Annotated in this window: 22 protein-coding genes; 1 reads left to right on the top strand and 21 read right to left on the bottom strand. The window is 51.8% G+C overall.

The genetic code is table 11. The features are described 5' to 3' along the window. Positions 1-27 precede the first annotated feature (27 nt). The 21 genes from hisH to BQ6873_RS13590 all read right to left on the bottom strand — a co-directional run bounded on the left by hisH (position 28) and on the right by BQ6873_RS13590 (position 23,825). Positions 28-666, bottom strand: coding sequence for an imidazole glycerol phosphate synthase subunit HisH (gene hisH / locus BQ6873_RS13690; RefSeq protein WP_076593131.1), 639 nt, complete (start codon positions 664-666; stop codon positions 28-30). 54 nt (positions 667-720) lie between these two features. After that, positions 721-1,317, bottom strand: a complete 597-nt coding sequence (gene hisB, locus BQ6873_RS13685) for an imidazoleglycerol-phosphate dehydratase HisB (RefSeq protein WP_076593130.1) — start codon at positions 1,315-1,317, stop codon at positions 721-723. Positions 1,318-1,561: 244 nt separating this feature from the next. Then, on the bottom strand, positions 1,562-2,380 hold the full coding sequence (locus tag BQ6873_RS13680) for a DNA-methyltransferase (protein ID WP_076593129.1): 819 nt from the start codon (positions 2,378-2,380) through the stop codon (positions 1,562-1,564). 19 nt (positions 2,381-2,399) lie between these two features. Continuing rightward, positions 2,400-3,713, bottom strand: a complete 1,314-nt coding sequence (gene hisD / locus BQ6873_RS13675; protein ID WP_076593128.1) for a histidinol dehydrogenase — start codon at positions 3,711-3,713, stop codon at positions 2,400-2,402. An 85-nt stretch (positions 3,714-3,798) separates the two neighbouring features. Then, positions 3,799-4,455, bottom strand: coding sequence for an ATP phosphoribosyltransferase (gene hisG, locus BQ6873_RS13670; RefSeq protein ID WP_076593127.1), 657 nt, complete (start codon positions 4,453-4,455; stop codon positions 3,799-3,801). Next, positions 4,455-5,705, bottom strand: coding sequence for a UDP-N-acetylglucosamine 1-carboxyvinyltransferase (gene murA / locus BQ6873_RS13665; RefSeq protein WP_076593126.1), 1,251 nt, complete (start codon positions 5,703-5,705; stop codon positions 4,455-4,457). Before murA ends, hisG begins: the two co-directional genes overlap by 1 nt. A 30-nt stretch (positions 5,706-5,735) precedes the next feature. Then, entirely contained in the window at positions 5,736-5,972 is a 237-nt protein-coding gene (locus BQ6873_RS13660; RefSeq protein WP_076593125.1) for a BolA family protein, read from the bottom strand. A gap of 59 nt (positions 5,973-6,031) precedes the next feature. Next, complete coding sequence (locus BQ6873_RS13655) at positions 6,032-6,787, bottom strand: ABC transporter permease (protein ID WP_076593124.1); 756 nt, start codon at positions 6,785-6,787, stop codon at positions 6,032-6,034. Beyond that, positions 6,784-7,695, bottom strand: coding sequence for an ABC transporter ATP-binding protein (locus BQ6873_RS13650; RefSeq protein ID WP_076593123.1), 912 nt, complete (start codon positions 7,693-7,695; stop codon positions 6,784-6,786). Before BQ6873_RS13650 ends, BQ6873_RS13655 begins: the two co-directional genes overlap by 4 nt. A 157-nt stretch (positions 7,696-7,852) precedes the next feature. Beyond that, complete coding sequence (locus BQ6873_RS13645; RefSeq protein WP_076593122.1) at positions 7,853-8,140, bottom strand: STAS domain-containing protein; 288 nt, start codon at positions 8,138-8,140, stop codon at positions 7,853-7,855. Between the two features lie 8 nt (positions 8,141-8,148). Continuing rightward, complete coding sequence (locus BQ6873_RS13640; protein WP_076593121.1) at positions 8,149-8,784, bottom strand: MlaC/ttg2D family ABC transporter substrate-binding protein; 636 nt, start codon at positions 8,782-8,784, stop codon at positions 8,149-8,151. Between the two features lie 173 nt (positions 8,785-8,957). Next, positions 8,958-9,680, bottom strand: a complete 723-nt coding sequence (locus BQ6873_RS13635; protein ID WP_076593120.1) for an MlaA family lipoprotein — start codon at positions 9,678-9,680, stop codon at positions 8,958-8,960. After that, entirely contained in the window at positions 9,677-10,150 is a 474-nt protein-coding gene (gene mlaD / locus BQ6873_RS13630; protein WP_076593119.1) for an outer membrane lipid asymmetry maintenance protein MlaD, read from the bottom strand. The genes BQ6873_RS13635 and mlaD overlap by 4 nt, the downstream gene beginning before the upstream one ends. A gap of 129 nt (positions 10,151-10,279) precedes the next feature. Beyond that, on the bottom strand, positions 10,280-11,059 hold the full coding sequence (gene mlaE, locus BQ6873_RS13625) for a lipid asymmetry maintenance ABC transporter permease subunit MlaE (RefSeq protein ID WP_076593118.1): 780 nt from the start codon (positions 11,057-11,059) through the stop codon (positions 10,280-10,282). After that, positions 11,056-11,859, bottom strand: coding sequence for an ABC transporter ATP-binding protein (locus BQ6873_RS13620; RefSeq protein WP_076593117.1), 804 nt, complete (start codon positions 11,857-11,859; stop codon positions 11,056-11,058). The genes mlaE and BQ6873_RS13620 overlap by 4 nt, the downstream gene beginning before the upstream one ends. 157 nt (positions 11,860-12,016) lie before the next feature. Then, positions 12,017-13,480 (bottom strand): glutamate synthase subunit beta, encoded by a 1,464-nt coding sequence (locus BQ6873_RS13615; RefSeq protein WP_076593116.1) that lies wholly within the window; start codon positions 13,478-13,480, stop codon positions 12,017-12,019. 88 nt (positions 13,481-13,568) lie between these two features. After that, positions 13,569-18,257, bottom strand: coding sequence for a glutamate synthase-related protein (locus BQ6873_RS13610; protein ID WP_076593115.1), 4,689 nt, complete (start codon positions 18,255-18,257; stop codon positions 13,569-13,571). Positions 18,258-18,428: 171 nt separating this feature from the next. Then, on the bottom strand, positions 18,429-19,142 hold the full coding sequence (locus tag BQ6873_RS13605) for a transposase (protein ID WP_076593114.1): 714 nt from the start codon (positions 19,140-19,142) through the stop codon (positions 18,429-18,431). Positions 19,143-19,233: 91 nt separating this feature from the next. After that, the gene (locus BQ6873_RS13600; protein ID WP_076593113.1) at positions 19,234-20,751 is read right to left on the bottom strand and encodes an HDOD domain-containing protein; all 1,518 of its coding nucleotides are present in this window, start codon (positions 20,749-20,751) and stop codon (positions 19,234-19,236) included. A 26-nt stretch (positions 20,752-20,777) separates the two neighbouring features. Continuing rightward, a complete protein-coding gene (locus BQ6873_RS13595; protein ID WP_083664471.1) occupies positions 20,778-22,469 on the bottom strand; it encodes a putative bifunctional diguanylate cyclase/phosphodiesterase in 1,692 nt (563 codons plus the stop codon). A 450-nt stretch (positions 22,470-22,919) separates the two neighbouring features. Beyond that, on the bottom strand, positions 22,920-23,825 hold the full coding sequence (locus BQ6873_RS13590; protein WP_076594139.1) for a LysR family transcriptional regulator: 906 nt from the start codon (positions 23,823-23,825) through the stop codon (positions 22,920-22,922). A gap of 134 nt (positions 23,826-23,959) precedes the next feature. Between BQ6873_RS13590 and BQ6873_RS13585 the strand changes: the two genes are divergently transcribed. Continuing rightward, the gene (locus BQ6873_RS13585; protein WP_076593112.1) at positions 23,960-24,826 is read left to right on the top strand and encodes a pirin family protein; all 867 of its coding nucleotides are present in this window, start codon (positions 23,960-23,962) and stop codon (positions 24,824-24,826) included. Positions 24,827-24,875 lie beyond the last annotated feature (49 nt).

Below are 24,875 nucleotides of genomic sequence, written 5' to 3'. Positions count from 1 at the left end.
GAAAAGAAAGCGATTTAGAACAAAAGCTTACGGATTCCAATGAACAAAATTTTTGTAGAGCTGCAGTCCGGCTGAGGCGCTTTTCTCCGGATGAAACTGTGTCGCGAAAATATTATCGCGCGCAATCGCACTGCAAAATGGTGCACCGTACGGCGTTTCGCCAACGATATGCGCACGATCCGCAGGAACAGCGTAATAACTATGCACGAAATAGAAGTAGCTGTCGTCAGCAATTCCATTCCACAAAGGATGAGACTGCGCTTGGCGCACACGGTTCCAGCCCATTTGCGGGACTTTAAAACGTGAACCATCTTCCTGCAATTGCTGATCAAAACGGAATTTCACAACCTTGCCGGGAAACAAGCCGAGGCCAGCCGTATCGCCTTCCTCGCTCCAATCGAGCATCAGTTGTTCACCGACGCACACACCGAATAAAGGCTTGTTACGCGCAGCTTCCAGCAATGCTTCCTGCACACCAGATTCCTGCAAGGAACGCATGCAATCCGGAATCGCCCCCTGCCCTGGCAAAACCAGTCGATCAGCAGCACGGATATCACTAACTTCGCCCGAAATCCGCACATCCGCCTCCGGAGCAACTTGACGCAAGGCTTGTGCGACTGAGCGCAGATTGCCCACGCCGTAATCCACTACAACTATTTTGTTCATACCGGTTGATTCAAACTTCAGTGAATTGAAACGTTCTTGCAGGCCGCGAGCAGCTTACAGACTGCCTTTGGTCGATGGAATCGTACCAACGGAACGCGGATCCAGTTCAGCAGCCATGCGCAATGCGCGGCCGAATGCCTTGAATACGGTTTCGCACTGATGATGTGCGTTTTCGCCACGCAAATTATCGATATGCAAGGATACCAAGGCGTGATTGACGAAGCCTTGGAAGAATTCATGCGTCAGATCGACGTCGAAGGTACCGATCATCGAGCGTGTGAACGGCACGTGGAACTCCAAGCCAGGACGACCGGAGAAATCAATCACGACGCGCGACAAGGCTTCATCCAACGGCACATAGGAGTGACCGTAACGACGGATGCCTTTTTTGTCGCCTATGGCTTTGGCAAATGCCTGGCCCAGCGTAATACCGACGTCTTCCACCGTGTGATGCGCATCGATATGCAAATCACCTTTGGCATCGATATCAAGATCGATCAAGCCATGACGCGCGATCTGATCCAGCATGTGATCAAGGAAAGGCACGCCGGTATTCAGCTTTTGCTGACCGGTACCATCGATATTGATCGCAACGCGGATTTGCGTCTCGTTGGTATTGCGCGTGATTTCTGCAGTGCGTGGCGTAGACATATTCGATTAACAACCAGTAGTAACGGTGAGAGTGATGCTGGGACAGCATGTAGATATTAGGTGTTTCGTCTAGCGTCTAAGGTAAACCTTCAACAACTTTCCGGCAACACATGCATTTTACCCACATTTCGGTGTGTACTTTGCGTTCCAGCCTCGATTGGGCGCATCCTCGCGATTTTTATCGCTCACAAAGCGCAGAATCAGCTGAAAACAGGCATTACCAAGAATTTAAATGTCATATTGATCAGATTTCTTCTGACACTTTTCCAAGGTCTTCACTTGGTGATGCCACATTTTCTTCAATTGCCGGCGTCAGCGCAGCCAATCGTTTTTCGATCAAGTCGCAATATTCTGCATTCAATTCGAAACCGACAAAGTGACGACCACAACGTTTGGCCGCCGCTGCCGTCGTACCGCTCCCCATGAAAGGATCGAGGACAACGCCACCGGGTGGACAAGATGCTTTCAACATGCGCTCGATAATTTCCAGCGGCTTTTGTGTTGGATGGTCGGCACGTTCGCGATGTTCTTTGTGCAGACGCGATACGCTCCAGACATCTTTCGGGTTGTAGCCCATTTCCAGCCATTTGGCACCAACGAAGATGGAGCGTGAGCGCGCCTTCTTGGTTTCCGCATCGTAAGGAATACGTACAGCGTCCAGATCGAAATAGTAATCCTTGGCCTTGGCGAAGAAACCGATGGTGTCATGTACCGAAGAAAACTTGCGCGTGCCACCGCCCATGGATGGCACGCGCCTATCCCAGACAATTTCATTCAGCATCGTCATGCGCTTCTTCAGCATGACGAATACTTCCGGCGAATAACGCCAGGTCAGGAAAATATAGAAACTGCCGTTAGCCTTGAGCTTGGGGATGGCAGCATCTATCCACTGCTCCATCCATTGCAGATAAGCATCTGCATCCAGCTTGTCGGAATCGTTGCCGTAATCCTTGCCTAAACCATACGGCGGATCAGCAATGATCACGTCGATCACACCATCGGGAATACGCGCCAGACCAGCCAGCGCATCTTCACAGAATATGCGATCGCGCCAATCTGTCATCGCTGAGTCCGAATGATCTTCATTTCAGTCGATATTCTGCGGAACGCGCATGCGCTTGCAAACCTTCGCCGTACGCGAGTTCTGCGGCAACTTTGCCCAGCGTCTGCGCACCACCTTCGCTCACATGCAAAATGCTGGAGCGCTTCTGGAAGTCATACACACCCAGCGGCGAAGAAAAACGTGCAGTACGCGAAGTCGGCAATACGTGGTTAGGACCAGCACAATAATCACCCAGCGACTCGGAAGAAAAACGGCCAAGGAACATCGCACCTGCATGGCGAACCTTGTCCGCCCACTGCTGTGGATCTTCGGCTGAAATTTCCAGATGTTCGGCTGCAATCAGGTTGGCGATTTCACACGCCTCATCCATATCGCGTACCTTGATCATCGCGCCACGATTCGTCAGCGAAGTAGCGATCACATCCTTGCGTGGCATGTCGGCTAATTGGCGATTGATGCTGGCTGCAACTGCTTCGATATAGTCGGCATCAGGGCAGATCAAAATCGATTGCGCCAACTCATCATGCTCGGCCTGCGAAAACAGATCCATCGCGATCCAATCTGGATCGGTGGTGCCGTCGCAAATCACCAGTATCTCGGATGGCCCTGCAATCATGTCGATGCCGACTGTACCGAACACGCGACGTTTGGCGGCAGCAACATAAGCATTACCCGGACCAACGATCTTGTCGACTTGCGGGATCGTAGCGGTGCCGTAAGCCAGTGCCGCAACTGCTTGCGCGCCACCGATGGTAAATACACGATCAACGCCAGACATCGCAGCAGCAGCCAGCACCAATTCATTCTTCACGCCATTCGGCGTAGGCACCACCATGATGACTTCTTGCACGCCAGCCACTTTGGCCGGAATCGCATTCATCAATACCGATGATGGGTACGCAGCCTTACCGCCCGGCACATAAATACCCACGCGATCCAGTGGCGTCACTTTTTGACCAAGTACAGTGCCATCAGCTTCGGTATAAGTAAAACCATCGGAGCCAATCGCATTTTTTTGGCGCTCGTGATACGCACGCACGCGATCTGCCGCCGTCTGCAAAGCAGCGCGACGTACTGGCGACAATTGCGCCAGTGCCGCTTGCAATGCATCGCTCTTGATTTCCAATACATCCATGCTGTCTGCACTCACATGATCGAACTGCTTGGTGTATTCAAGCACAGCCACGTCACCACGTACCTTGACGTCTTCAAGAATGCGTTGCACGGCGCGATCTATCGCTTCATCTTCGCTCGCCTCGAAAGCGAGCACAGCCGCAAGTTGCGACTTGAAGTCGGGATGCGTGGAATCAAATTTGCGTATCTGTATGGACATCATTTTTCTCAATCAAGCCATGTGGAATCGAATTCCGTTATTCCAATATCAATTACAAACATCAATTAAAAGCGTCAACTCAAGATTAACGTTTCGATGCTTTTTCAAATGCTTCAAGTATAGGCTGCAAGCGCTCACGCTTCAGTTTCAAGGCTGCCTTATTCACAACCAGTCGCGATGAAATATCCATGATGTGTTCGACTTCGACCAAATGGTTGGCGCGCAAGGTACTGCCAGTGCTGACCAGATCGACGATCGCATCGGCCAGACCAACCAACGGGCCCAGCTCCATCGAACCATACAATTTGATCAAATCGACGTGTACGCCTTTGGCCGCGAAGTGCTCACGTGCAGTCTGTACATACTTGGTGACCACGCGCAAACGCGCACCCTGTTGCACTGCGTTCTCGTAATCAAAACCATCCTTGACCGCGACCGACATGCGGCAATTCGCGATATTCAAATCGATGGGTTGATACAAACCTTCACCGCCATGCTCCAGCAAAACATCTTTACCGGCCACGCCAAAATCAGCTGCGCCGTATTGCACGTAAGTCGGCACATCCGATGCACGCACGATAATCACACGCACATTGGCATCAGTGGTTTGCAGTATCAGCTTGCGCGACGTTTCCGGATCTTCGGTGACCTTGATGCCGGCAGCTTCCAGCAGCGGCAGGGTTTCTTCGAAGATGCGGCCCTTCGATAGCGCCAGTGTCAGTTGTTGTGTTTCTTGCGTCATTATTTCACTCGCTGAATATGTGCGCCGACGGCGGAGAGTTTGACTTCCATGCGATCGTAACCGCGATCCAGATGATAAATGCGGTCTATCAGTGTTTCGCCTTCTGCCGCCAATGCAGCGATGACCAGCGAGGCAGATGCGCGCAGATCGGTTGCCATTACCGGTGCACCGACCAGCTTGTCGACGCCCGTGATGATTGCAGTATGGCCTTCGATCGTGATGGCGGCGCCGAGACGATTCATCTCTTGCACATGCATGAAGCGGTTTTCAAAAATCGTTTCAATCACGCGGCTGCTGCCTTCAGCGATACAGTTCATCGCCATGAATTGCGCCTGCATATCGGTCGGAAAGCCCGGGTATTCGGTAGTACGGAAGCTCACGGCTTTAGGGCGCGATGCCATTTGGACACGGATCCAATCATCGCCGGAAGTCAAAATCGCACCCGTTTCACGCAATTTATCAAAAGCTACATCCAGCGTATCAGTACGCGCATTACGCAAAGTAACGTCACCACCGACGGTAGCGACTGCACACATAAAGGTTGCAGTCTCAATCCGGTCCGGGATCACTGCATACGATGCGCCATGCAAGCGCTCTACGCCCTGGATCACCAGACGGTCGGTGCCTATGCCTTCGATCTTCGCACCCATTGCGACCAGCAAGTGTGCGAGATCGGTAACTTCCGGTTCGCGCGCAGCGTTTTCCAAAATTGTTTCGCCATCTGCCAGCGTCGCTGCCATCAGCAGGTTTTCAGTACCGGTGACGGTAATCATATCGGTAACGATACGCGCACCCTTGAGCTTCTTCGCCTTGGCGTGAATATAACCGGCTTCTATCGTGACTTCGGCACCCATCGCCTGCAAGCCCTTGATGTGCTGGTCGACCGGACGCGAGCCAATCGCGCAACCGCCGGGCAGCGATACTTTTGCCTCGCCGAAGCGTGCCAGCAAAGGCCCGAGCACCAAAATCGACGCACGCATGGTTTTCACCATCTCGTACGGCGCTTCCAGCTTGTCGATAGCGCTACCGTTCAACGTCACCTTGTCGCCGTCCTGCTCTGCCTGCAAACCCATTTGACGCAACAACTTCAACATCGTCGCCACGTCTTGCAGCTTCGGCACATTGCTCAATTGCACAGCATCGGCCGTCAGCAAACCTGCGCACAAGATCGGCAATGCCGCATTCTTCGCGCCGGAAATAGCGATTTCGCCGGAGAGGCGATGACCGCCTTGTATTAAGAGCTTATCCATTTAAAGCGTATCCGTTCAGATAGGTGAGTCTTACTTCTGGAATTCTTCAGGCGTCAGTGTCTTCATCGACAAAGCATGAATTTCTTCACGCATGCGATCGCCCAATGCGGCGTATACCAATTGATGACGCTGGATTAAACGCTTGCCAGCAAATGCATGTGACACGATCACGGCTTCGAAGTGTGCGCCATCGCCACTGACTTCGAGATGCGAGCAATCCAGTCCGGCGGCGATATAACTTTTAACTAATTCTGGTGTGGGCAACATGATTCTGCCTTTATCTAATATGGTGATGATGGGATGAATAAATAGGGTGCACGCGAGTGTTAATGGCGCAGTTTGTAACCGCTCTTCAGGAGCGACATACCGACACCTGCCAGCAGCACCAGGAAAAATGCAACGACCGTAGAACTGATCAGCGGATTCACATCGGACTGACCAAAAAATCCGTAACGGAAGCCGTCTATCATGTAAAAGAACGGATTCAGACGCGAGACCGTTTGCCAAAATGGCGGCAAGGAATGCACTGAATAAAATACCCCTGATAAGAACGTCGCCGGCATGATCAGGAAATTTTGAAACGCTGCAAGCTGATCAAATTTTTCAGCCCAAATACCAGCAATCAAACCCATGGTGCCCAGCATCGCCGCACCAAGTATCGCAAAAATCGCAATCCACCATGGCGCAACAAACGTAATATCCGCAAACCAGGCGGTGACGATAAACACGCCAGTCCCTACGACTAGACCGCGCACGACTGCAGCCATTACATACGCACTGAACAATTCCCAGTGCGACAGCGGCGGCAACAAAACGAATACCAGATTGCCGGTGATCTTCGATTGAATCAGTGACGAAGACGAATTGGCGAATGCGTTTTGCAAAACACTCATCATCACCAAACCAGGGATCAGGAAGGCTGTGTATTTCACGCCCGGATATACCTGCACATGATCTTCCAGCACATGGCCGAAGATCAACAGATACAAGACAGCCGTCAGAATAGGAGCAGCAACAGTCTGCGTCGCGACCTTCCAGAAGCGCAGCATCTCTTTATAAAACAGTGTCTGGAAGCCGATCATTTCTCACCTTCCATGATCTGGATAAAGACATCTTCCAGATCCGCTTGTTGCAATTGCATGTCTTCTATCACCACGCCAGCCAAACGCAGCTTGGCGAGTATCGGTTCAACGTCGCTGTAATCATTCACACGCAAAGTGTATTTATTACCAAACATCAGTTCTTCCGGATGCGACACCAGTTCTTTCAGTTCGTCAGGCAACGTGCCCGAAGCGAGCTTCACGACCAGTTGCGATCCGGAGATACGCTTAATCAAGGTCGAAGTCGTATCCAAGGCAACTACTTGCCCCGCTTTCAACATCGCGACGCGATTGCACAAGGCTTGCGCTTCTTCCAGATAATGCGTGGTCAGGACGACGGTGTGCCCTTCACGATTAAGACGTGAAATGAATTTCCACAAAGTTTGGCGCAACTCAACGTCGACACCGGCAGTCGGTTCATCCAGCACAATCACAGGCGGCTTGTGCACCAAGGCTTGCGCTACCAGTACACGACGCTTCATGCCGCCCGACAGCGCGCGCATATTCGCGTCCGCCTTGCCGGTCAGGTCAAGGTGATGCATGACTTCATCTATCCACGCATCGTTATTCTTCAAGCCGTAATAGCCGGATTGCATGCGCAAAGTCTCGCGCACGGTAAAGAAAGGATCGAATACCAATTCCTGCGGCACCACGCCGAGCAGTTTGCGCGCCTGGCGATAGTCGCTGACGACATCATGCCCGTGGATGGTGACATTGCCCGAATCCGCACGATTCAAGCCGGCAATGATGGAAATCAATGTAGTCTTGCCCGCACCGTTAGGGCCGAGCAGGCCGAAAAATTCACCTTCTTCAATAGACAGTGAAATGCCATTCAACGCTTTCAGAGCGCGATAGCTTTTTTCGACATTATTTATTTGAATTGCAGCCATGGTGGCTAATGACACTTTACGGAAAATAAAACGCTGATCGAAGCGCAGTTCGCGCTAACCGAATGGCGAAACCCTTGATTATATTGGATTTTCGCTATGGAACGCTGGATTAGGATGCGGATGAGGCGCGTGCGAGGGAGACGACCTTAACAAAAGGTCAATGATGTGGCAGATCTGCGCGCGGAAGGCTGGCATCGAGCAAGGTCTTGACGTCGTACAAAGAAATCAGACTGCTCAGATTAGCCGGCAAATTATTGAAAGCCAGTGATGCGGCACGCGCGGTTGCCGCGCGCCGCCAAACCAGCATCGCCGCAACCGCAGAGGAGTCTACAGTCACGACATTGGAGAAGTCGATCACCGTCTGCCCGCCGGCGATTGCCTGCAAGCCATTTGCCAATATTACTTGGGCATTATTGAAGGTGAGCGATTCGCCGGGTTGAAACATACTGATGATTACTTAGCTGTTTTTGCCATACTGCCGGCAAGTTTCTTGTTTTTATCCGACAGCGTTTTGATCAAGCCATCGATACCGGATTTGCTGATTTCTGCAGCAAAGCTGCCTTTATATGTCTCGACCAACCATGCGCCGAGTACATTTACGTCATAAATTTTCCAGCCGGCAGGTGATTTTGCCAAACGGTAGCTCAACTGAATCGGCTCACCGCGCGGTTGCAAAACTTGCGTATTCACGATGACTTCCGTATCAGATGGGCTGGCGCGCAATGGACGATATTCCAGCTTTTGATCACGGATCTGTGCAATGGCACCAGAGTAGGTGTACATCAGCAAGCTGCGGAATTCTGTCGTCAATTGCTTTTGCTGATCCGGCGTGGCATCGCGCCAGTAACGACCAGCAGCCAATGCCGTCATACGCTGGAAATCAACGTAAGGCAGAATCTTTTCATCAACGAGTTGCTGAATACGACGCGAATCACCGCTCTGGATAGCCTTGTCTGCCTTCGCAGTCGCCATCACATCTTCACTAATGCGCTTGATCAATACATCAGGCGCTTCCACATCTTGTGCAGCGGCATATCCCGCAAAGGTCAACGCTATCAGCGCCAGCGATAATTTTTTAAAAATATTCATTTCTCTCCGATTCAATCAGGAATTACTTATTGCCGTGGAAACATTGCCACATCATGAAAACGATGCGACATCGTTGTTTACAGGCATTTCGACCGGTTTTAACACGTCGGGTTCAAGCGCGAAACGATTGGTAACAAAATCAGCCGCCACCAGCACCGCACAAGAACTCTCCTTTATGGTGCTAAAGGCTTGTTGGTATCCGGCGCATCGTCCTTGATCTTGCCATCATTCACGAGGCTCTCGCGGCGTTGCAAATAAGCACTGCGCACGAATGAGTAACGGTCAATTGCGATATCTTCCAGCAAATTAGTCGCACCCAGCGCCGCTGCCCGCTGGTCGATGGCACGCACGACGTAACCGCTGTTACGTACAGGAACCGAGTCTACATATGTCCAGACATCGCCATAGAAGTCGACTGGCAATGCAGCGGTATCACGCAACGTCGATGGACCAAAAAGTGGCAAGACCACATAAGGACCTGACTGCACGCCCCAGCGACCCAAGGTTTGACCAAAATCTTCTTTATGCTTTGGAATACCGGCTTCGGATGCGATATCGAGCATGCCGCCCAGACCAAAAGTACTGTTGACGGCCACACGCATCACGTCAGACATACCGGCTTCGCCTTTCCCTTGCAGGAAATTGTTAACCATCGTCCAGACATCACCGAGGTTGCCAAAAAAGTTGCCGATTGCCGTTTGTGCAAACGATGGCAACACATCCTGGTATGCAGTCGCTACCGGCTTCAAGGCAACGCGATCAACGGTATCGTTGAAGTCGAACATTGTACGGTTGAAGCCTTCCAATGGATCGCCCGGCGTATTAGTGTTCGTCGTCGCGCATCCGCTCAGAAACAATGCTGAAACCAGCACAAGTGTTTTGCTTATATTTTTCATTTTTGATCTTCTTTCCCTTCGGCTGCCTTGCTAAAGAGGAATTGACTAATCAAGTTCTCCAGCACCATCGCCGATTGCGTCATTGTAATTCTGTCACCTGCTGCCAAATTGACCGTATCACCGCCCGGTTCCAATCCGATGTATTGCTCGCCTAGCAAGCCCGAAGTCAAAATCTTGGCCGAGCTATCTTTTGGGAAAAGATAGCGGCTTTCAATATTCAACGTGACGGTTGCCTGATAACTTTTATCGTCAAACGAGATGTCGGCTACGCGCCCAACTACCACGCCAGCACTTTTCACCGGCGCGCGTGGCTTCAGCCCGCCGATATTGTCAAATCGCGTGACAACTGGATAAACCTGCTCGAATGACAGGGAGCTCATATTCCCGGCTTTCATCGCCAGAAAGAACAAAGCAGCAGCGCCCAGCAGCACAAAAAGGCCAACCCATAAGTCTAATGATTTTCGTTGCATAAACAGATACCTCAAATATGGGAGAAAGCGCTATTTCTTAAGAATAGATCATCCTCATCCATTCACACGAACAAAGCGTTGAGGGGGCGCACATTCTAATTGAAAAGTGCCATGCCCGCTCCACACCCTTTAACTGAACATCAACGCTGTCATCAGGAAATCCAGCCCCAGCACCGATAACGATGCGATTACCACTGTGCGCGTCGTTGCACGAGCAACGCCTTCCGGCGTCGGCTGTGCTTGATATCCCTGATACAAGGCAACAAATGTTACTGCGAAGCCAAATACGATACTTTTGATCACGCCGTTCAGGATGTCATTCACCACATCGACGCCACCCTGCATTTGCGACCAGAATGCACCTTCGTCGACGCCTATCAATTTCACGCCGACGATATAACCGCCCATGATGCCGACCGCGCTGAAAATCGCCGCCAACACCGGCATTGCAATCACGCCAGCCCAGAAACGAGGTGCCAACACGCGCTGCAGCGGATTAACCGCCATCATTTCCATCGCCGACAATTGCTCGCCAGCCTTCATCAAACCAATTTCTGCTGTCAGCGAAGTGCCCGCACGACCGGCAAATAACAAGGCAGTCACGACCGGTCCCAACTCACGCGTCAGCGACAGAGCAACCAACAAACCCAGCGCCTGCTCGGAACCGTATTTATTCAGTGTGTAATAACCTTGCAAGCCCAGCACAAAACCAACGAACAAACCGGCAACCGCGATCAAAACCAGCGAATAGTTACCAATAAAATGAATCTGGCTCACCACCAATCGCGGCCGACGCCACAGACTGCCGGAGGCACCAAGAATGCCGAAGAAAGTACGTGTAGCGAAACCAAGATTGACAACAAACTCGCGCACCAAACGCCCGATTGTCTCTAGAAACCAAACAATCATGAGCGCACTCCCAAGCCCAAATCGTCAGCCAGGGACTTGCCTGGATAATGAAATGGCACCGGACCATCCGGTTCGGCATTGACGAACTGCTTCACATACGGATCGCTGGATGCGGTCATTTCTGCCGGCGTACCCTGCGCGACAATCGCGCCGTTCGACAGGAAGTACACATAATCGGCAATCGAAAACGACTCATGCACATCATGTGACACCAAAATCGTGGTCGAACCCAAAGCATCATTGAGCTTGCGTATCAGATTGGCCGTCATACCCATCGAAATCGGATCAAGGCCGGCAAACGGTTCGTCATACATGATGAGTTGCGGATCAAGCGCAATCGAACGCGCCAATGCCACGCGACGCGCCATGCCACCGGAAATTTCGGCTGGCATCAGTTGTGCAGCATTGCGCAAGCCAACTGTATGCAACTTCATCAAGACCAGATCGCGAATCAACTCTTCGGATAAGTCCGTATGTTCGCGCAACGGGAAGGCAACGTTCTCGAACACCGAGATATCGGTAAAGAGCGCGCCATGCTGAAACAGCATGCCCATCTTGCGACGTAACTGATACAGCGCTTTGGTTTCCAGCTTATGGACAACTTGATCATCGACCGCGACTTGGCCTGATTGCGGCTGCAACTGACCGCCGATCAAACGCAGAACGGTTGTTTTACCTGAGCCGGAACCACCCATAACGGCAATAACCTTGCCGCGCGGGAAATCCATGTTGAGCGCCGACAGTATCGGACGCTCACCATAGCCAAAATGTAGATCGCGGATTTCAACAAGATTAGGCACTAGGGGAGTATTTCTTTTGCAATGTCATAATTGTAGTGCAGAAAACGAAAACGCTCCCGCGTCCATTTCTTTTGGGCAGCTTACATACACCAAACGTTGTAAAAAAACCCACTGCATCTTGCGACGCAGTGGGTTTTCTGTACAAAAAGATTGCTGCTTAGCGCGGCAGTACCGATTCGCCCATCAAGAACGCATCAACCTCACGTGCGCACTGACGTCCTTCTCGGATCGCCCACACCACCAACGATTGACCGCGACGCATATCACCTGCGGCAAAAACCTTGTCGACTGATGTACGGTAGCAAGCTTCGCCATCCGTAGTCGCTTTGGCATTGCCGCGTGCATCCTTGTCGACACCGAAAGCATCCAACACTTGCGCCACTGGCGAAACGAAGCCCATTGCCAACAAAACCAGATCAGCCTTCATTTCGAATTCCGAATTTGGCACTTCTTGCATGCGGCCATCTTTCCATTCGACACGTGCGGCGATCAGTTTTTCAACCTTGCCGTTTTTGCCTTCAAGACGCTTGGTCGCTACGGCCCAATCACGTTCACAACCTTCTTCATGTGAAGACGAAGTGCGCAGCTTGGTTGGCCAGTAAGGCCAGACCATAGGCTTGTTCTCTTCTTCCGGTGGCTGCGGCAGCAATTCAAATTGCGCAACTGATGCAGCGCCATGACGATTCGAGGTACCGACGCAATCGGAACCGGTATCACCACCACCGATCACAACCACGTGCTTGCCGGTTGCCATCAATTGATCTTTGATCTTGTCGCCTGCATTGACCTTGTTTTGCAATGGCAGGAATTCCATCGCGAAATGCACGCCCTTCAACTCACGACCTGGAACTGGCAAATCGCGTGGCTGTTCTGCACCACCAGCGATGATGACTGCATCGAAGTCTTTGTTGATCTGCTCTGGCGAGATGGTTTCTTTCGCCCAGTTGATGATGTTCGCAGGGAAATCCTTGCCGACCAAGACGCTGGTACGGAATTTCACGCCTTCAGCTTCCATCTGTTTGACGCGCAGATCGATGTGCGATTTTTCCATCTTGAAGTCAGGGATGCCGTAACGCAGCAAACCGCCGACGCGATCGTTTTTCTCGAACACGGTGACATCGTGGCCGACGCGTGCCAACTGCTGTGCAGCGGCCATACCGGCAGGACCGGAACCGACGACAGCCACTTTCTTGCCGGTCTTCACGCTAGGTGGTTGCGGCACAACCCAGCCGCTTTCCCAACCTTTGTCGATGATGAAATGCTCAATCGATTTGATACCGACCGGATCTTCATTGATGCCCAAGGTACATGCGGATTCGCATGGTGCCGGGCAAATGCGACCGGTAAATTCAGGGAAGTTGTTGGTCGAATGCAGGGTATCCAGCGCTTGCTTGTATGCGCCGCTAAACACCAGATCATTCCAGTCAGGAATGATGTTATTGACCGGGCAGCCGTTATTGCAAAACGGAATACCGCAATCCATGCAGCGTGTAGCTTGCACTTTTGCTTCCGCATCGCTCAAATGAACGGTGAATTCCTTGTAATGCTTGGTACGTTTTTGCGGCTCTTCGCTTGCTTCTTTCAAGCGTTGAAATTCCATAAAGCCGGTAATCTTTCCCATGTTTCTCTCGCCTTCTAAACCATTCGTTTCGGCCCGATCGCTATGCAATCGGGCCATGACATCGTTTGTTGACTGTGTTTATGCAGTCTTACACAGCGACCTTGGTTGACACTGCCTGCTCAGCCTTGGCAGCATGCATCTCAGCCAATGCGCGTTTGTATTCCGATGGGAATACCTTGACGAACTTGCTACGTGCGGTGCTCCACTCGTCCAACAGCGCGCGTGCACGTGTGCTGCCGGTGTACTTGAAGTGACGCTCGATCAAACCTTTGAGAATTGCTTCATCGGTTTGCGCATCAGCACCACGTACATGGCTATGCCAGGAATTGTGTTCTGCCTTGTCTTCCTGTTCGGCCGCGGTCTGCACTGCATGCAGAGAAACCATCGCCATATTGCACTTGCTCGCGAAATCGCCTTTTGGATCGTAGACATACGCGATACCGCCCGACATACCAGCAGCAAAGTTACGTCCGGTTTCGCCCAATACAACAACCGTGCCGCCTGTCATGTATTCACAACCGTGATCGCCAGTACCTTCGACCACGGCAATCGCGCCGGAGTTACGGACCGCAAAACGTTCACCTGCAACGCCGTTGAAGAAGGCTTCACCAGCAACCGCACCGTACAACAAGGTGTTACCGCTGATGATGTTCTCTACTGCGCGGCCGCGGAACTCGGTGTTAGGACGCACGATGATGCGACCGCCCGACAAACCTTTACCGACGTAATCGTTACCTTCGCCGACCAGATCCAACGTAATACCGTGTGCGAGGAACGCGCCAGCCGATTGGCCTGCAGTACCTTGCAACTGAATGTGGATGGTGTCGTCAGGCAAACCTTCGTGACCGTATTTCTTCGCGACCATACCGGACAACATTGCGCCCACAGTACGGTTGACGTTTTTGATCGGCGAAATGAACGAAACTTTTTCACCGTTTTCAATCGCAGCCTTGGCTTGTGCGATCAATTTGTTATCCAGCGCTTTTTCCAAAGCGTGGTCCTGACCTTCGGTGTGATAGCGTGCAACGCCTTCAGCCACCGCAGGTTGATAGAACATGCGGCTGAAATCCAGGCCCTTGGCTTTCCAATGCGAAATCGCTTTCGATTTGTCGAGCAGATCAGCACGGCCGATCAGTTCGTCGAATGTACGAATACCCAATTGCGCCATGATTTGACGTGCTTCTTCAGCGATGAAGAAGAAGTAGTTAACCACGTGCTCAGGCTTGCCGGAGAACTTGGCGCGCAAGACTGGATCTTGCGTAGCAACGCCGACCGGACAAGTATTCAGATGGCATTTGCGCATCATGATGCAGCCTTCAACGACCAGCGGCGCTGTCGAGAAGCCCATTTCATCCGCACCCAACAGCGCAGCGATGACTACGTCACGGCCGGTTTTCATCTGACCATCAGCCTGTACGCGTATACGTGTGCGCAAACCATTCAAGATCAGTGTTTGTTGTGTTTCAGCCAGACCCAATTCCCACGGCGAACCAGCATATTTGACCGATGACAATGGCGATGCACCAGTACCGCCATCATGACCAGCAATCACAACGTGATCCGCTTTCGCTTTGGCTACACCGGTTGCAACTGTACCGACACCAACTTCTGCCACCAGTTTGACCGAGATCGAAGCTTGCGGATTGACGTTCTTCAAATCGTGAATCAGCTGCGCCAAATCTTCGATCGAATAAATATCGTGATGCGGCGGCGGCGAAATCAAACCTACGCCAGGTACCGAGAAACGCAGACGTGCGATGTACTCGGACACTTTGTGACCTGGCAACTGACCGCCTTCGCCTGGTTTTGCACCTTGCGCCATCTTGATCTGAATCTGTTCAGCCGACGTCAGGTATTCGGTAGTGACACCGAAACGACCTGATGCAACTTGCTTGATCTTCGAACGCAAAGAGTCGCCTGGCAACAATGGCATATCAACTTCAACCACGTCTTTACCGATGACCGATGCCAAGGTCGAACCGTCCTTGATAGGAATGCCACGCAGTTCCGAGCGATAACGCTTGGTATCTTCGCCGCCTTCGCCGGTATTCGATTTACCGCCGATACGGTTCATCGCAATCGCGAGGGTTGCATGCGCTTCAGTCGAGATCGAACCCAGTGACATCGCGCCGGAAGCAAAACGTTTGACGATTTCTTTTGCTGGCTCAACTTCATCCAGAGAAATAGCGCTAGCTGGATCGAACTTGAATTCGAACAAGCCGCGCAGTGTCATGTGACGCTTCGATTGATCATTGATGATCTGTGCGTACTCTTTATATGTGCTGAAGTTGTTGGCACGGGTCGAATGCTGCAGTTTTGCAATCGCATCCGGCGTCCACATGTGCTCTTCACCACGTACGCGGTATGCATATTCGCCACCAGCGTCGAGTGAATGCGCGAGTACTGGGTCAGCACTGAATGCCGACTTGTGCAGACGCAAGGCTTCTTCTGCCACTTCAAATACACCGATACCTTCAACGTTCGACGATGTGCCTTTGAAGTATTTCTGGATCAGCGATTTGTTGAGGCCAATGGCTTCAAAAATCTGCGCGCCGCAATACGACATATAGGTCGAAATACCCATCTTCGACATAACTTTCATCAAGCCTTTACCGACGGCTTTCTGGAAGTTGGCGATGGCTTTTTCTGGCGACAACTCACCTGGCAAACCTTTTGCCATTGCGCTGACGGTATCCATCGCGAGGTATGGATGAATCGCTTCTGCGCCGTAACCGGCGAGCAATGCAAAGTGATGTGTCTCACGTGCCGAACCGGTTTCAACCACCAGACCGGTCGAGGTACGCATACCTTTGCTGACCAGATGCAAGTGGATAGCCGAGGTTGCCAGCAAAGCTGGAATCGCGACGTGATTTTCATCGATCTTGCGATCGGAGATGATCAGAATGTTGTGGCCGGATTGCACTGCATCGACTGCCTGCGCGCACAGCGAAGCCAGGCGCGCTTCAATACCTTCCTTGCCCCATGCGGTCGGGTAGCAAATGTTCAGCTCATGCGATTTGAACTTGCCACCAGTGTGTGCGCCGATGTTGCGCAACTTGGCGATATCCGCGTAGTCGAGCACAGGCTGCGACACTTCCAAACGCATCGGTGGGTTGATGTTGTTGGTGTCGAGCAGGTTAGGTTTAGGGCCGATGAAGGAAACCAGCGACATCACCATCGCTTCGCGTATCGGATCGATAGGCGGGTTGGTGACTTGCGCGAACAACTGACGGAAGTAGTTGTACAGCGTCTTGTCCTTGTTCGACATGACAGCCAACGGCGAATCGTTACCCATGGAGCCGGTTGCTTCTTCTGCCGTGATAGCCATAGGCGACATCAGGAATTTCAAATCTTCCTGTGTATAGCCGAATGCTTGCTGCAAATCGAGCAAGGCCGTGGTCGGCTTGGCTTCTGCTGCTTCTTTATTCAGTTCGTTGAGCTTGATACGTACCGATTCAATCCATTGTTTGTATGGCTTGGCGTTCGCGTAAGTATCTTTCAGTTCTTTGTCGTCGATGATGCGACCAGCATCCAGATCGATCAGGAACATCTTGCCTGGCTGCAGGCGCCATTTCTGAATGATTTTGGATTCTGGAATTGGCAATACGCCAGATTCCGATGCCATCACGACCAGATCGTCGTCGGTCACGATGTAACGCGCTGGACGCAAACCATTGCGATCTAAAGTACCGCCGATATGGCGGCCGTCAGTGAAGGCCATCGCAGCTGGGCCGTCCCATGGCTCCATCATCGCAGCGTGGTATTCATAGAAGGCGCGGCGGTTGTCATCCATCGTCGTGTGGTTTTCCCACGCTTCAGGAATCATCATCATCATCGCTTGCGCGATTGGATAACCAGCCATCACCAGCAGTTCAAGCGCATTGTCGAAGCATGCGGTATCCGACTGACCTTCATAGATCAACGGGAAAAGTTTTTTCAGATCGTCGCCCAACACGGCCGACTTCATCACACCTTCGCGTGCGCGCATCCAGTTGAAGTTACCTTTAACGGTATTGATCTCACCGTTATGCGCGAGCAAACGATATGGGTGAGCCAATGGCCACTCAGGGAAAGTGTTGGTCGAGAAACGTTGATGCACCAAGGCCAACGCGGAAACGCAGCGCGGATCTTGCAGATCTTTATAGTATTCGCCGACTTGGTCAGCCAGCAGCAGACCTTTATAGACAACGGTGCGTGCCGACATCGATGGCACGAAGAATTCCTGACCGTGCAACAAATTCAATGCTTGAATCGCGTGACCGGAAGCTTTACGGATCACGTACAGTTTGCGTTCCAGCGCATCGGTGACCATGATGTCTTGACCACGACCGATGAATATCTGGCGAATGACAGGTTCTTTTTCACGTACGGTCGGCGACATAGGCATTTCTTTGTCGACCAAGACATCGCGCCAACCCAGAACGACCTGACCTTCAGCCAGCACCGAGCGCTCGAGTTCTTGTTCGCAAGCGATGCGGGAAGCGTTTTCCTTAGGCAGGAAAACCATACCTACGCCGTATTCACCTGCTGGCGGCAAGGTGACGCCCTGCTTCGCCATTTCTTCGCGATAGTATTGGTCCGGGATCTGAATCAAGATACCGGCACCGTCGCCCATCAGCTTGTCGGCACCAACAGCGCCGCGATGGTCGATATTTTTGAGGATGAGCAAACCTTGCTCAACAATAGAATGGCTCTTTTTGCCTTTGATGTGGGCGACAAAACCTACGCCACAAGCATCATGTTCATTAGCCGGATCGTACAAACCTTGCGCGTGCATAGCCTTCTCCACTACTTTTCAATGAGCCTGAAGGATAGTGCAGCGCAACGCTAAATTCAACATCAATAATTAGGGTCAGAGTAAATTAAAATAACCACAAATTTTAACGAAGAATTAAATGGGGACAGAGTAAAGGATTTTGCACCAAATTATGCCAATTCGACGTGGGGCTTAGTATATTTTGGTGCGATCCTCAGCCAGTTTGCTTGCTGGACGACCTCGCTTTGCCGGGCGAACGCGCCGCGCCACCTGCTTCTCCAGTGATGACTGGAATTGCTCCGAGCCAAAAGCCCAGCCTTTCAAAGTCGCCTCCGTCAGGCGGCGCACCTCATCCTCATTCACCCCATTTTCCACACGCGCCTTGTAGGCAGCTTCGCGTTCAAACGGCGTATTGCCTAATGACCAATACAAAGGATGGTCGGAAATAATAGGATCAGGCCGAATCCCGATATGGTGTTGATAACTAGACCACAGGTACTCGCCCGCCGTATGCACTATCCCGCCGCGTACTGGATTCAACTCAATGTAGGCAGAACAAGTCATGAAATAGTGCTCAGGATCGATCACCGTCGCTTTATAACGACCCTGCCACAGCGTGCCGGTGCGCGAATATTTTTGATTGAAGTAAGGAACGTAAGAGCGGCCTATCCACTGCATCATTTTGCCCAAACCGTCTGCATCACTAGGCGTCAGCAATAAATGCAGATGCGTAGGCATTAACACATAGGCGTGAATGGCGACCTTGAATTGACGGGAAGCATCTTTCAGGCGACTCAGAAATGCGGTGTGATCAGCGAGGTCGCGGAAAATGACCAATCCGTCATTACCGCTTTGGATAACGTGATGCGGTTGATTGGGAATAACAAGGCGAGGGAGCCGGGCCATAGGTCACCATGGGAAGTCAATTTAGATCATCTTAAATCGACTCTGACCCCAATGGTTGTTTTTTATCCCGATATTGCCCTGCTTAACAGGATTAGCGCATTGCACGCGTCCAGGATGGCTCCAATTTGCTGCGATATTCGATCGCTTTGACCACCAGTGCACGCAACTCATCCAGCAAGACAACTTCCTGCGGTGCGATCTTGGCTGCAGGCAAAGAATTATCCCAATCGCCGTACATGAATCCTACTGGGTGGAAATTCACCATCAAAGGCAAGATGACAAAGCTGCGCGACGCAGATAACTCATCGCGCCACCAGCGCGGCAATTTATTCATGAATCCTGGCGCCTGCGCATCTTCGACGAAAATCATCTTGTCGTTCGCCAAGGCGGCATGGAAAACATCCGGCTGATACGCATCCTTGAATGTCAGGCGCGGCAACAACTCTTCCGAACAATCGCCAAAACACATACGCGCCACATACTTGCCTTCATCATGATTTCGCAAAAAGGCAATAGCGCGACTCAAACCCAGACCTTGATATACAGTCTCCAACGCTACGGTCATGACTTGACCGGTGCTGGCTGTTGCGACTTCATCGCGCATATCTCCCACACCACGCTTGAGAATATTGATCGAATCCGCAGGCTTACCCAAAGGCAAAGATAGTTGCGCTTCCGGCTCGTCAGTCTGTTTGCCCTGCCCCGCTAATAGAGACTCGTCTTCCGCAACTTTTTGCGCAGCATCGACAGCGGAAAGAACCACCGCAGAATCGAGGCCCAGCATTTCCGCATAATTTTCTGCAATTTCAGTCAAATCGACCGCGGCAGTATCGTCATCCTCACACAACACGCCGGCACAGCGCGTGGACATAGTCGACACTGCCGCCAGCCACTCAGAATGCTCCAAAGGCTCATGCGACACGCCGATATCCGCACGTGGCGGCATATCTTTCAAACTCGCGACCAGCCCACTCGGCAAACCCCAGCGCTTACCGATTAATCGACCTATTTCATCCAGTCCAAGGCCAAGCACATCGTATGCGGCTTCGTTTTCCGAAATACCGTTGTCCACTGCACGCGCCTGCACCTCTAACCATTCGTCAGGCAAATAGAAGGACACCATCAAACGTCCCAGCGAATGCAATATCGAGCAAACGACAACTTCTTCGGTATCACGTCGGGTCGTGGAGGATGCAACTTGGCGCGCAATCTGCCCAGCCAAGACTGCCTTTTCCATTTCATTGCGAGTGTCCGATGACGTACCGAGCGAAGCCGCCGACAAGCCGTCGATCAACTTCAAACCCAGCGCCAAATGGCCGATAGTTTCTGTGCCCAATACGATCACTGCTTTCGACACCGTATTGATGCCCTGCCCAAACGCTGAATACATGGCACTGTTCGCCAAACGCAGCACACGTTGCGTCAACGCGGGATCGGACAAGACCGTTTTGGTCATATTGAATTCACGATCATCTTCGCCTTGCATGGCGCCGACGATCGCCGTTACGACCTTGGAGAATCCAGGTAAATCACCACGCTGCCGGACACGCGTCCACAGCAAATCCAGTGTTTTCTCAGGATTAATCGATGGGCTAATTTGTTTCATCATGAATCAGTATCTTGTGTCTTGGCGGGTTAATTTTGCAGAGCCAAGGCATCTGCTTTCAGAATATCGATCAAGGCGTCCGGCAATAATGGATAGCCGGTATGGAAACCTTGAATCAGAGAACAACCCTGTGCAGATAAAAATTCCATTTGTCGCTCGTTCTCTACGCCTTCCGCTACCGTCAACAAGCTCAGGTGATTGGCAAGACTGAGAACCACATTGCAGATCGCCGCATCCTTGATGGAGTCAGGCAAATCCTTGATAAAAGCACGGTCTATCTTGAGCGCCGCAATCGGGAATCGCTTCAAATAAACCAGCGATGAATAACCGGTACCAAAATCATCAATCGCAATACGCACGCCGCGCGATGCGATTTTCGTCAGCAAGGCTTCGGCATGCTCTGGATCCGACATCAGAATGCCTTCGGTGATTTCCAACAACAGTTGACTACCTTCCAGACCTGACAATTTAATCGCATCATCCATCATGCTGAGAAACTGGTCGCTGCGGAATTGGCGCGGACTGACATTGACCGATACATAAAGCTTCCGGCCGGCGGCTTCTTCAAAGCGTTTTAATTGCACGCATGCCGATTTCAACGCCCATGCACCAAGCAGATTGATCAGGCCATTGTTTTCCGCCATAGGAATGAATTGATTCGGCGGAACCAGACCGACATCAGGACGCATCCAGCGCATCAATGCCTCAAAACCCATGATTTGGCGTGTGCGTGCATCGACGATGGGCTGATAGTGCAGCAGGAATTCGCCATTTCTGACGGCTTCAAACATCGCCGCTTCCATCGTCACATCATGCTCAACCTGATTGAAATTCAGGTGGTTATAGATAATGCAGCGTGCCTTGCCGGTTTCCTTCGCACGATACATCGCAGTATCGGCGTGCGCCAACAGTTTGACCTCAGTCTCGCCGTGCGCAGGATAAATCGCGACACCTATGGATGTGCTGACATACAGTGCATTGCCGTCAATTTCAAACGGCAACTGCATCGCGGCAATCATACGGCGCGCCACGTTTTGGATTTCCACTTCATCCACGGCACCGTGCAGCACCGCGACAAATTCATCGCCACCAACGCGCGCCAAGGTATCGACATCCCGCAAGGTCTCACGTAAACGAACAGCCGCGACGCGTAACAAAGCATCGCCAACCGGATGCCCCAAAGCATCGTTCACCTTCTTGAAGCCATCAAGATCCAGCGCAACGACCGCAAAGCCACGCTCAGTACGGCGTGACTGTGCAATTGCCATGCGCAAACGATCCGCCAACAAAGAGCGATTCGGCAAGCCAGTTAACTCATCGTGCGTGGCCATGTGGCGCAAACGCTCTTCGGTCGCTTGCTGGCCAGATATATCGTGACCGACAACCAGAACCTCGATTCCGTCATCGCCTTCATAAGCGCTCAATTGCAGCTCAAACCAACGCAACACCGCGCGCGTTGCCATCTGCACGCTGACACGTGTTACCTCAAGGGAGGCAATTGCTTGTCGCAACGAGGCTTCGATCGCGTGGCGATCGGATAAACGTACTAACTCAAACAGCTTCATGCCTACCAACGACGATCCATGGCCGACCACATCGTTGGTACGCTTACTGACGTGAAGTATCTCGCCTGCCGTGTTGAGTCGCAACACGAGCTCACCAGCAATTTCCATCAAGCTAGACAACTGGTTATCGGATGAATCGTTACGCTTTGGAAGCATGCTTAAACGGCTAGAGTATTAATCGGATCGAGGCAACCGGCTTGTGCAGCCATGCGCCAGTTATTTTTATAACAAGAGTACAGCACTCCATGCCAGATCAAATGATAAATCTCAAGCATGGAAATGTAAAAATATGAAAACGTAACTCTCAAATCTTAATGCACGGAAAACGAAAAGAATAGAAAAGATTGCAGCATAAAAACAAAATCCCTCATTTAACGAATTTCTGAAGTTCCAGGACTAGTTTTAAGTTAAATAAAACACAAAGGAAAAATTTATCACAATGCTGGATACGCCGATTTGCTACTCTTTTACATGCAATTAGCAACCGCATCGCACAAATATAAGAATGTACAACTCCATACTATGCAGTACCTGACTGACAACACTTTCAGCCCAGCCCATCAAACACCAACCCATTTCTGCACGCAGATTGATCCGGCAACCACATCAGTCCTCGTTTAATACTTGAAAATGCTCTGCGAGATGATCTATCAAGGCCCGAACCGATGGCAACACACCGCGTCGTGAAGGGAACACTGCATGAACAATTTCCCGTCGCGGCGCCCACTCCGGCAACAAACGGATTAACTTGCCCAAGGTCAGCTGCTCACTAATCATCATCGTTGGCAATTGCACGATGCCAACGCCAGACATAGCAGCATCGCTCAAAGCCATCATGTCGCCGGTCACAAAGCGCGGACTGTGATGCAAGGAAGCATGGGCACCATCAGGCCCGAACAAATTCCAGACATGACTTTGCTGCGGCGTGCCCAAGGCCAAACTCGGCCAATCCGCCAAATCAGCAGGCACCGCTGGAATCACACGCCCATCAAAGAGCGATGGACTGGCAACCAGACACTGGCTGCGCTCTGCCAGCACACGCATGACCAAATCACTGTCTTGAATGGGCGGCGGCCGGACACGAATCGCAATATCAATCGCCTCGCCAACCAAATCAACACGCCTATTCGTCGCCTCCAACTGCACCGTCACATGGGGATGACGCACCATGAAGTCAGCCAGCATCGCGCTTACATGTGCGTGCAACAAGGCAATCGGACAAGACAATCGCACAACGCCACGCGGTTCGGCGCGTGTCGCTTCAATCGCATCTTGCGCAGCCTCAGCTTCTATCAGCATCGCCTTGCAATGCTCGTAATAAGTCTGACCAACCTCCGTCACCGAAAACTGGCGCGTCGTACGCTGGATCAGCCGCACGCCAAGTCGCTCTTCTAATAAGGCAATCCGACGGCTGAGCTTGGATTTAGGGACACCCAATGCGCGTCCCGCCGGCGCAAAGCCGCCGTGATCCACAACCTGGACAAAGTAATAAAGATCATTCAAATCCTGCATCACAGCCTCATTACCCAGTTTCATCGTTCACTAAATAGAACACTCATGGCCGATTTTACCCTCTACCCAGCCCATCGTCCCTGCTCTATCCTTAATCCTGTTACATACATTGTTATTCCCGAAAGGAAACAAGCATGAAAAAGATTATTGGTGTCTATAGCGCTCCTCGCCCACATTGGGTGGGTGATGGTTTTCCCGTACGCTCGATGTTTTCCTATCAGAGCCACGGCAAACAACTGAGCCCGTTCTTGCTGCTGGATTACGCCGGCCCCGCTGAGTTCAGCCCTGCATCGCGTCCTCCTGGCGTTGGCTCGCATCCGCATCGCGGCTTCGAAACCGTCACCATTGTTTACAAAGGTGAAGTTGAGCATCGTGATTCCACTGGCCAAGGCGGCGTGATTGGTCCCGGCGACGTGCAATGGATGACGGCTGGCGGCGGCATCCTGCATGAGGAATTCCATTCCGAAGCCTTCACGCGTTCCGGCGGTACGCTGGAAATGGTGCAACTGTGGGTCAACCTACCAGCCAAGGACAAGATGACGGCGCCTGGTTATCAAGCCATCGTCGATCGCGACATTCCAACTGTCGCTTTGCCAAATGACGCCGGCTCGATACGCGTCATTGCAGGTGACTATCAAGGTAGTGCTGGACCGGCGCGCACCTTTACGCCTATGCAGGTGTGGGATATGCGTCTGAATCAAGGCAGCGTCAGTGAATTGAAGCTGCCTGAAGGCTGGAACTCGGCATTGATCGTGTTACGCGGTACCGTTCTGGTCAATGGTGATGCGGTCGCACGTGAAGCACAAATGGTTTTGCTGGATCGCGCTGGCAGCAGCATTTCCATCGAAGCCAACAGCGATGCCGTCGTGTTACTGATCAGCGGCGAACCTATCGATGAACCTATCGTGGGTCACGGTCCGTTTGTGATGAATAGTCAGGATGAAATCATCCAAGCCATAGACGACTTCAACAGTGGGCGCTTCGCGCAAATACCGCGCTAAGTCGAAGTCACATCAAAAAAGCCATGTCGGTTCGTCGACATGGCTTTTT

Origin of the sequence: Herminiimonas arsenitoxidans (genome assembly GCF_900130075.1) — a bacterium.
GTDB classification, from domain to species: domain Bacteria; phylum Pseudomonadota; class Gammaproteobacteria; order Burkholderiales; family Burkholderiaceae_D; genus Oxalicibacterium; species Oxalicibacterium arsenitoxidans.
The sequence above is the reverse complement of the archived record's forward strand: the minus strand, read 5'-3'. Positions and strand labels throughout refer to the sequence as shown.

Excerpts from the sequence above, each read along its gene's own strand:
- hisG (WP_076593127.1), bottom strand. The coding sequence starts at position 4,455 with ATGACGCAAGAAACACAACAACTGACACTGGCGCTATCGAAGGGCCGC.
- BQ6873_RS13600 (WP_076593113.1), bottom strand. The coding sequence starts at position 20,751 with ATGATGAAACAAATTAGCCCATCGATTAATCCTGAGAAAACACTGGAT.
- BQ6873_RS13590 (WP_076594139.1), bottom strand. The coding sequence starts at position 23,825 with ATGCAGGATTTGAATGATCTTTATTACTTTGTCCAGGTTGTGGATCAC.
- hisB (WP_076593130.1), bottom strand. The coding sequence starts at position 1,317 with ATGTCTACGCCACGCACTGCAGAAATCACGCGCAATACCAACGAGACG.
- BQ6873_RS13595 (WP_083664471.1), bottom strand. The coding sequence starts at position 22,469 with ATGCTTCCAAAGCGTAACGATTCATCCGATAACCAGTTGTCTAGCTTG.
- BQ6873_RS13635 (WP_076593120.1), bottom strand. The coding sequence starts at position 9,680 with ATGAAAAATATAAGCAAAACACTTGTGCTGGTTTCAGCATTGTTTCTG.
- hisH (WP_076593131.1), bottom strand. The coding sequence starts at position 666 with ATGAACAAAATAGTTGTAGTGGATTACGGCGTGGGCAATCTGCGCTCA.
- BQ6873_RS13615 (WP_076593116.1), bottom strand. The coding sequence starts at position 13,480 with ATGGGAAAGATTACCGGCTTTATGGAATTTCAACGCTTGAAAGAAGCA.
- BQ6873_RS13650 (WP_076593123.1), bottom strand. The coding sequence starts at position 7,695 with ATGGCTGCAATTCAAATAAATAATGTCGAAAAAAGCTATCGCGCTCTG.
- BQ6873_RS13585 (WP_076593112.1), top strand. The coding sequence starts at position 23,960 with ATGAAAAAGATTATTGGTGTCTATAGCGCTCCTCGCCCACATTGGGTG.
- BQ6873_RS13655 (WP_076593124.1), bottom strand. The coding sequence starts at position 6,787 with ATGATCGGCTTCCAGACACTGTTTTATAAAGAGATGCTGCGCTTCTGG.
- BQ6873_RS13640 (WP_076593121.1), bottom strand. The coding sequence starts at position 8,784 with ATGAATATTTTTAAAAAATTATCGCTGGCGCTGATAGCGTTGACCTTT.
- BQ6873_RS13645 (WP_076593122.1), bottom strand. The coding sequence starts at position 8,140 with ATGTTTCAACCCGGCGAATCGCTCACCTTCAATAATGCCCAAGTAATA.
- BQ6873_RS13660 (WP_076593125.1), bottom strand. The coding sequence starts at position 5,972 with ATGTTGCCCACACCAGAATTAGTTAAAAGTTATATCGCCGCCGGACTG.
- BQ6873_RS13610 (WP_076593115.1), bottom strand. The coding sequence starts at position 18,257 with ATGCACGCGCAAGGTTTGTACGATCCGGCTAATGAACATGATGCTTGT.
- murA (WP_076593126.1), bottom strand. The coding sequence starts at position 5,705 with ATGGATAAGCTCTTAATACAAGGCGGTCATCGCCTCTCCGGCGAAATC.
- mlaE (WP_076593118.1), bottom strand. The coding sequence starts at position 11,059 with ATGATTGTTTGGTTTCTAGAGACAATCGGGCGTTTGGTGCGCGAGTTT.
- mlaD (WP_076593119.1), bottom strand. The coding sequence starts at position 10,150 with ATGCAACGAAAATCATTAGACTTATGGGTTGGCCTTTTTGTGCTGCTG.
- hisD (WP_076593128.1), bottom strand. The coding sequence starts at position 3,713 with ATGTCCATACAGATACGCAAATTTGATTCCACGCATCCCGACTTCAAG.
- BQ6873_RS13605 (WP_076593114.1), bottom strand. The coding sequence starts at position 19,142 with ATGGCCCGGCTCCCTCGCCTTGTTATTCCCAATCAACCGCATCACGTT.
- BQ6873_RS13680 (WP_076593129.1), bottom strand. The coding sequence starts at position 2,380 with ATGACAGATTGGCGCGATCGCATATTCTGTGAAGATGCGCTGGCTGGT.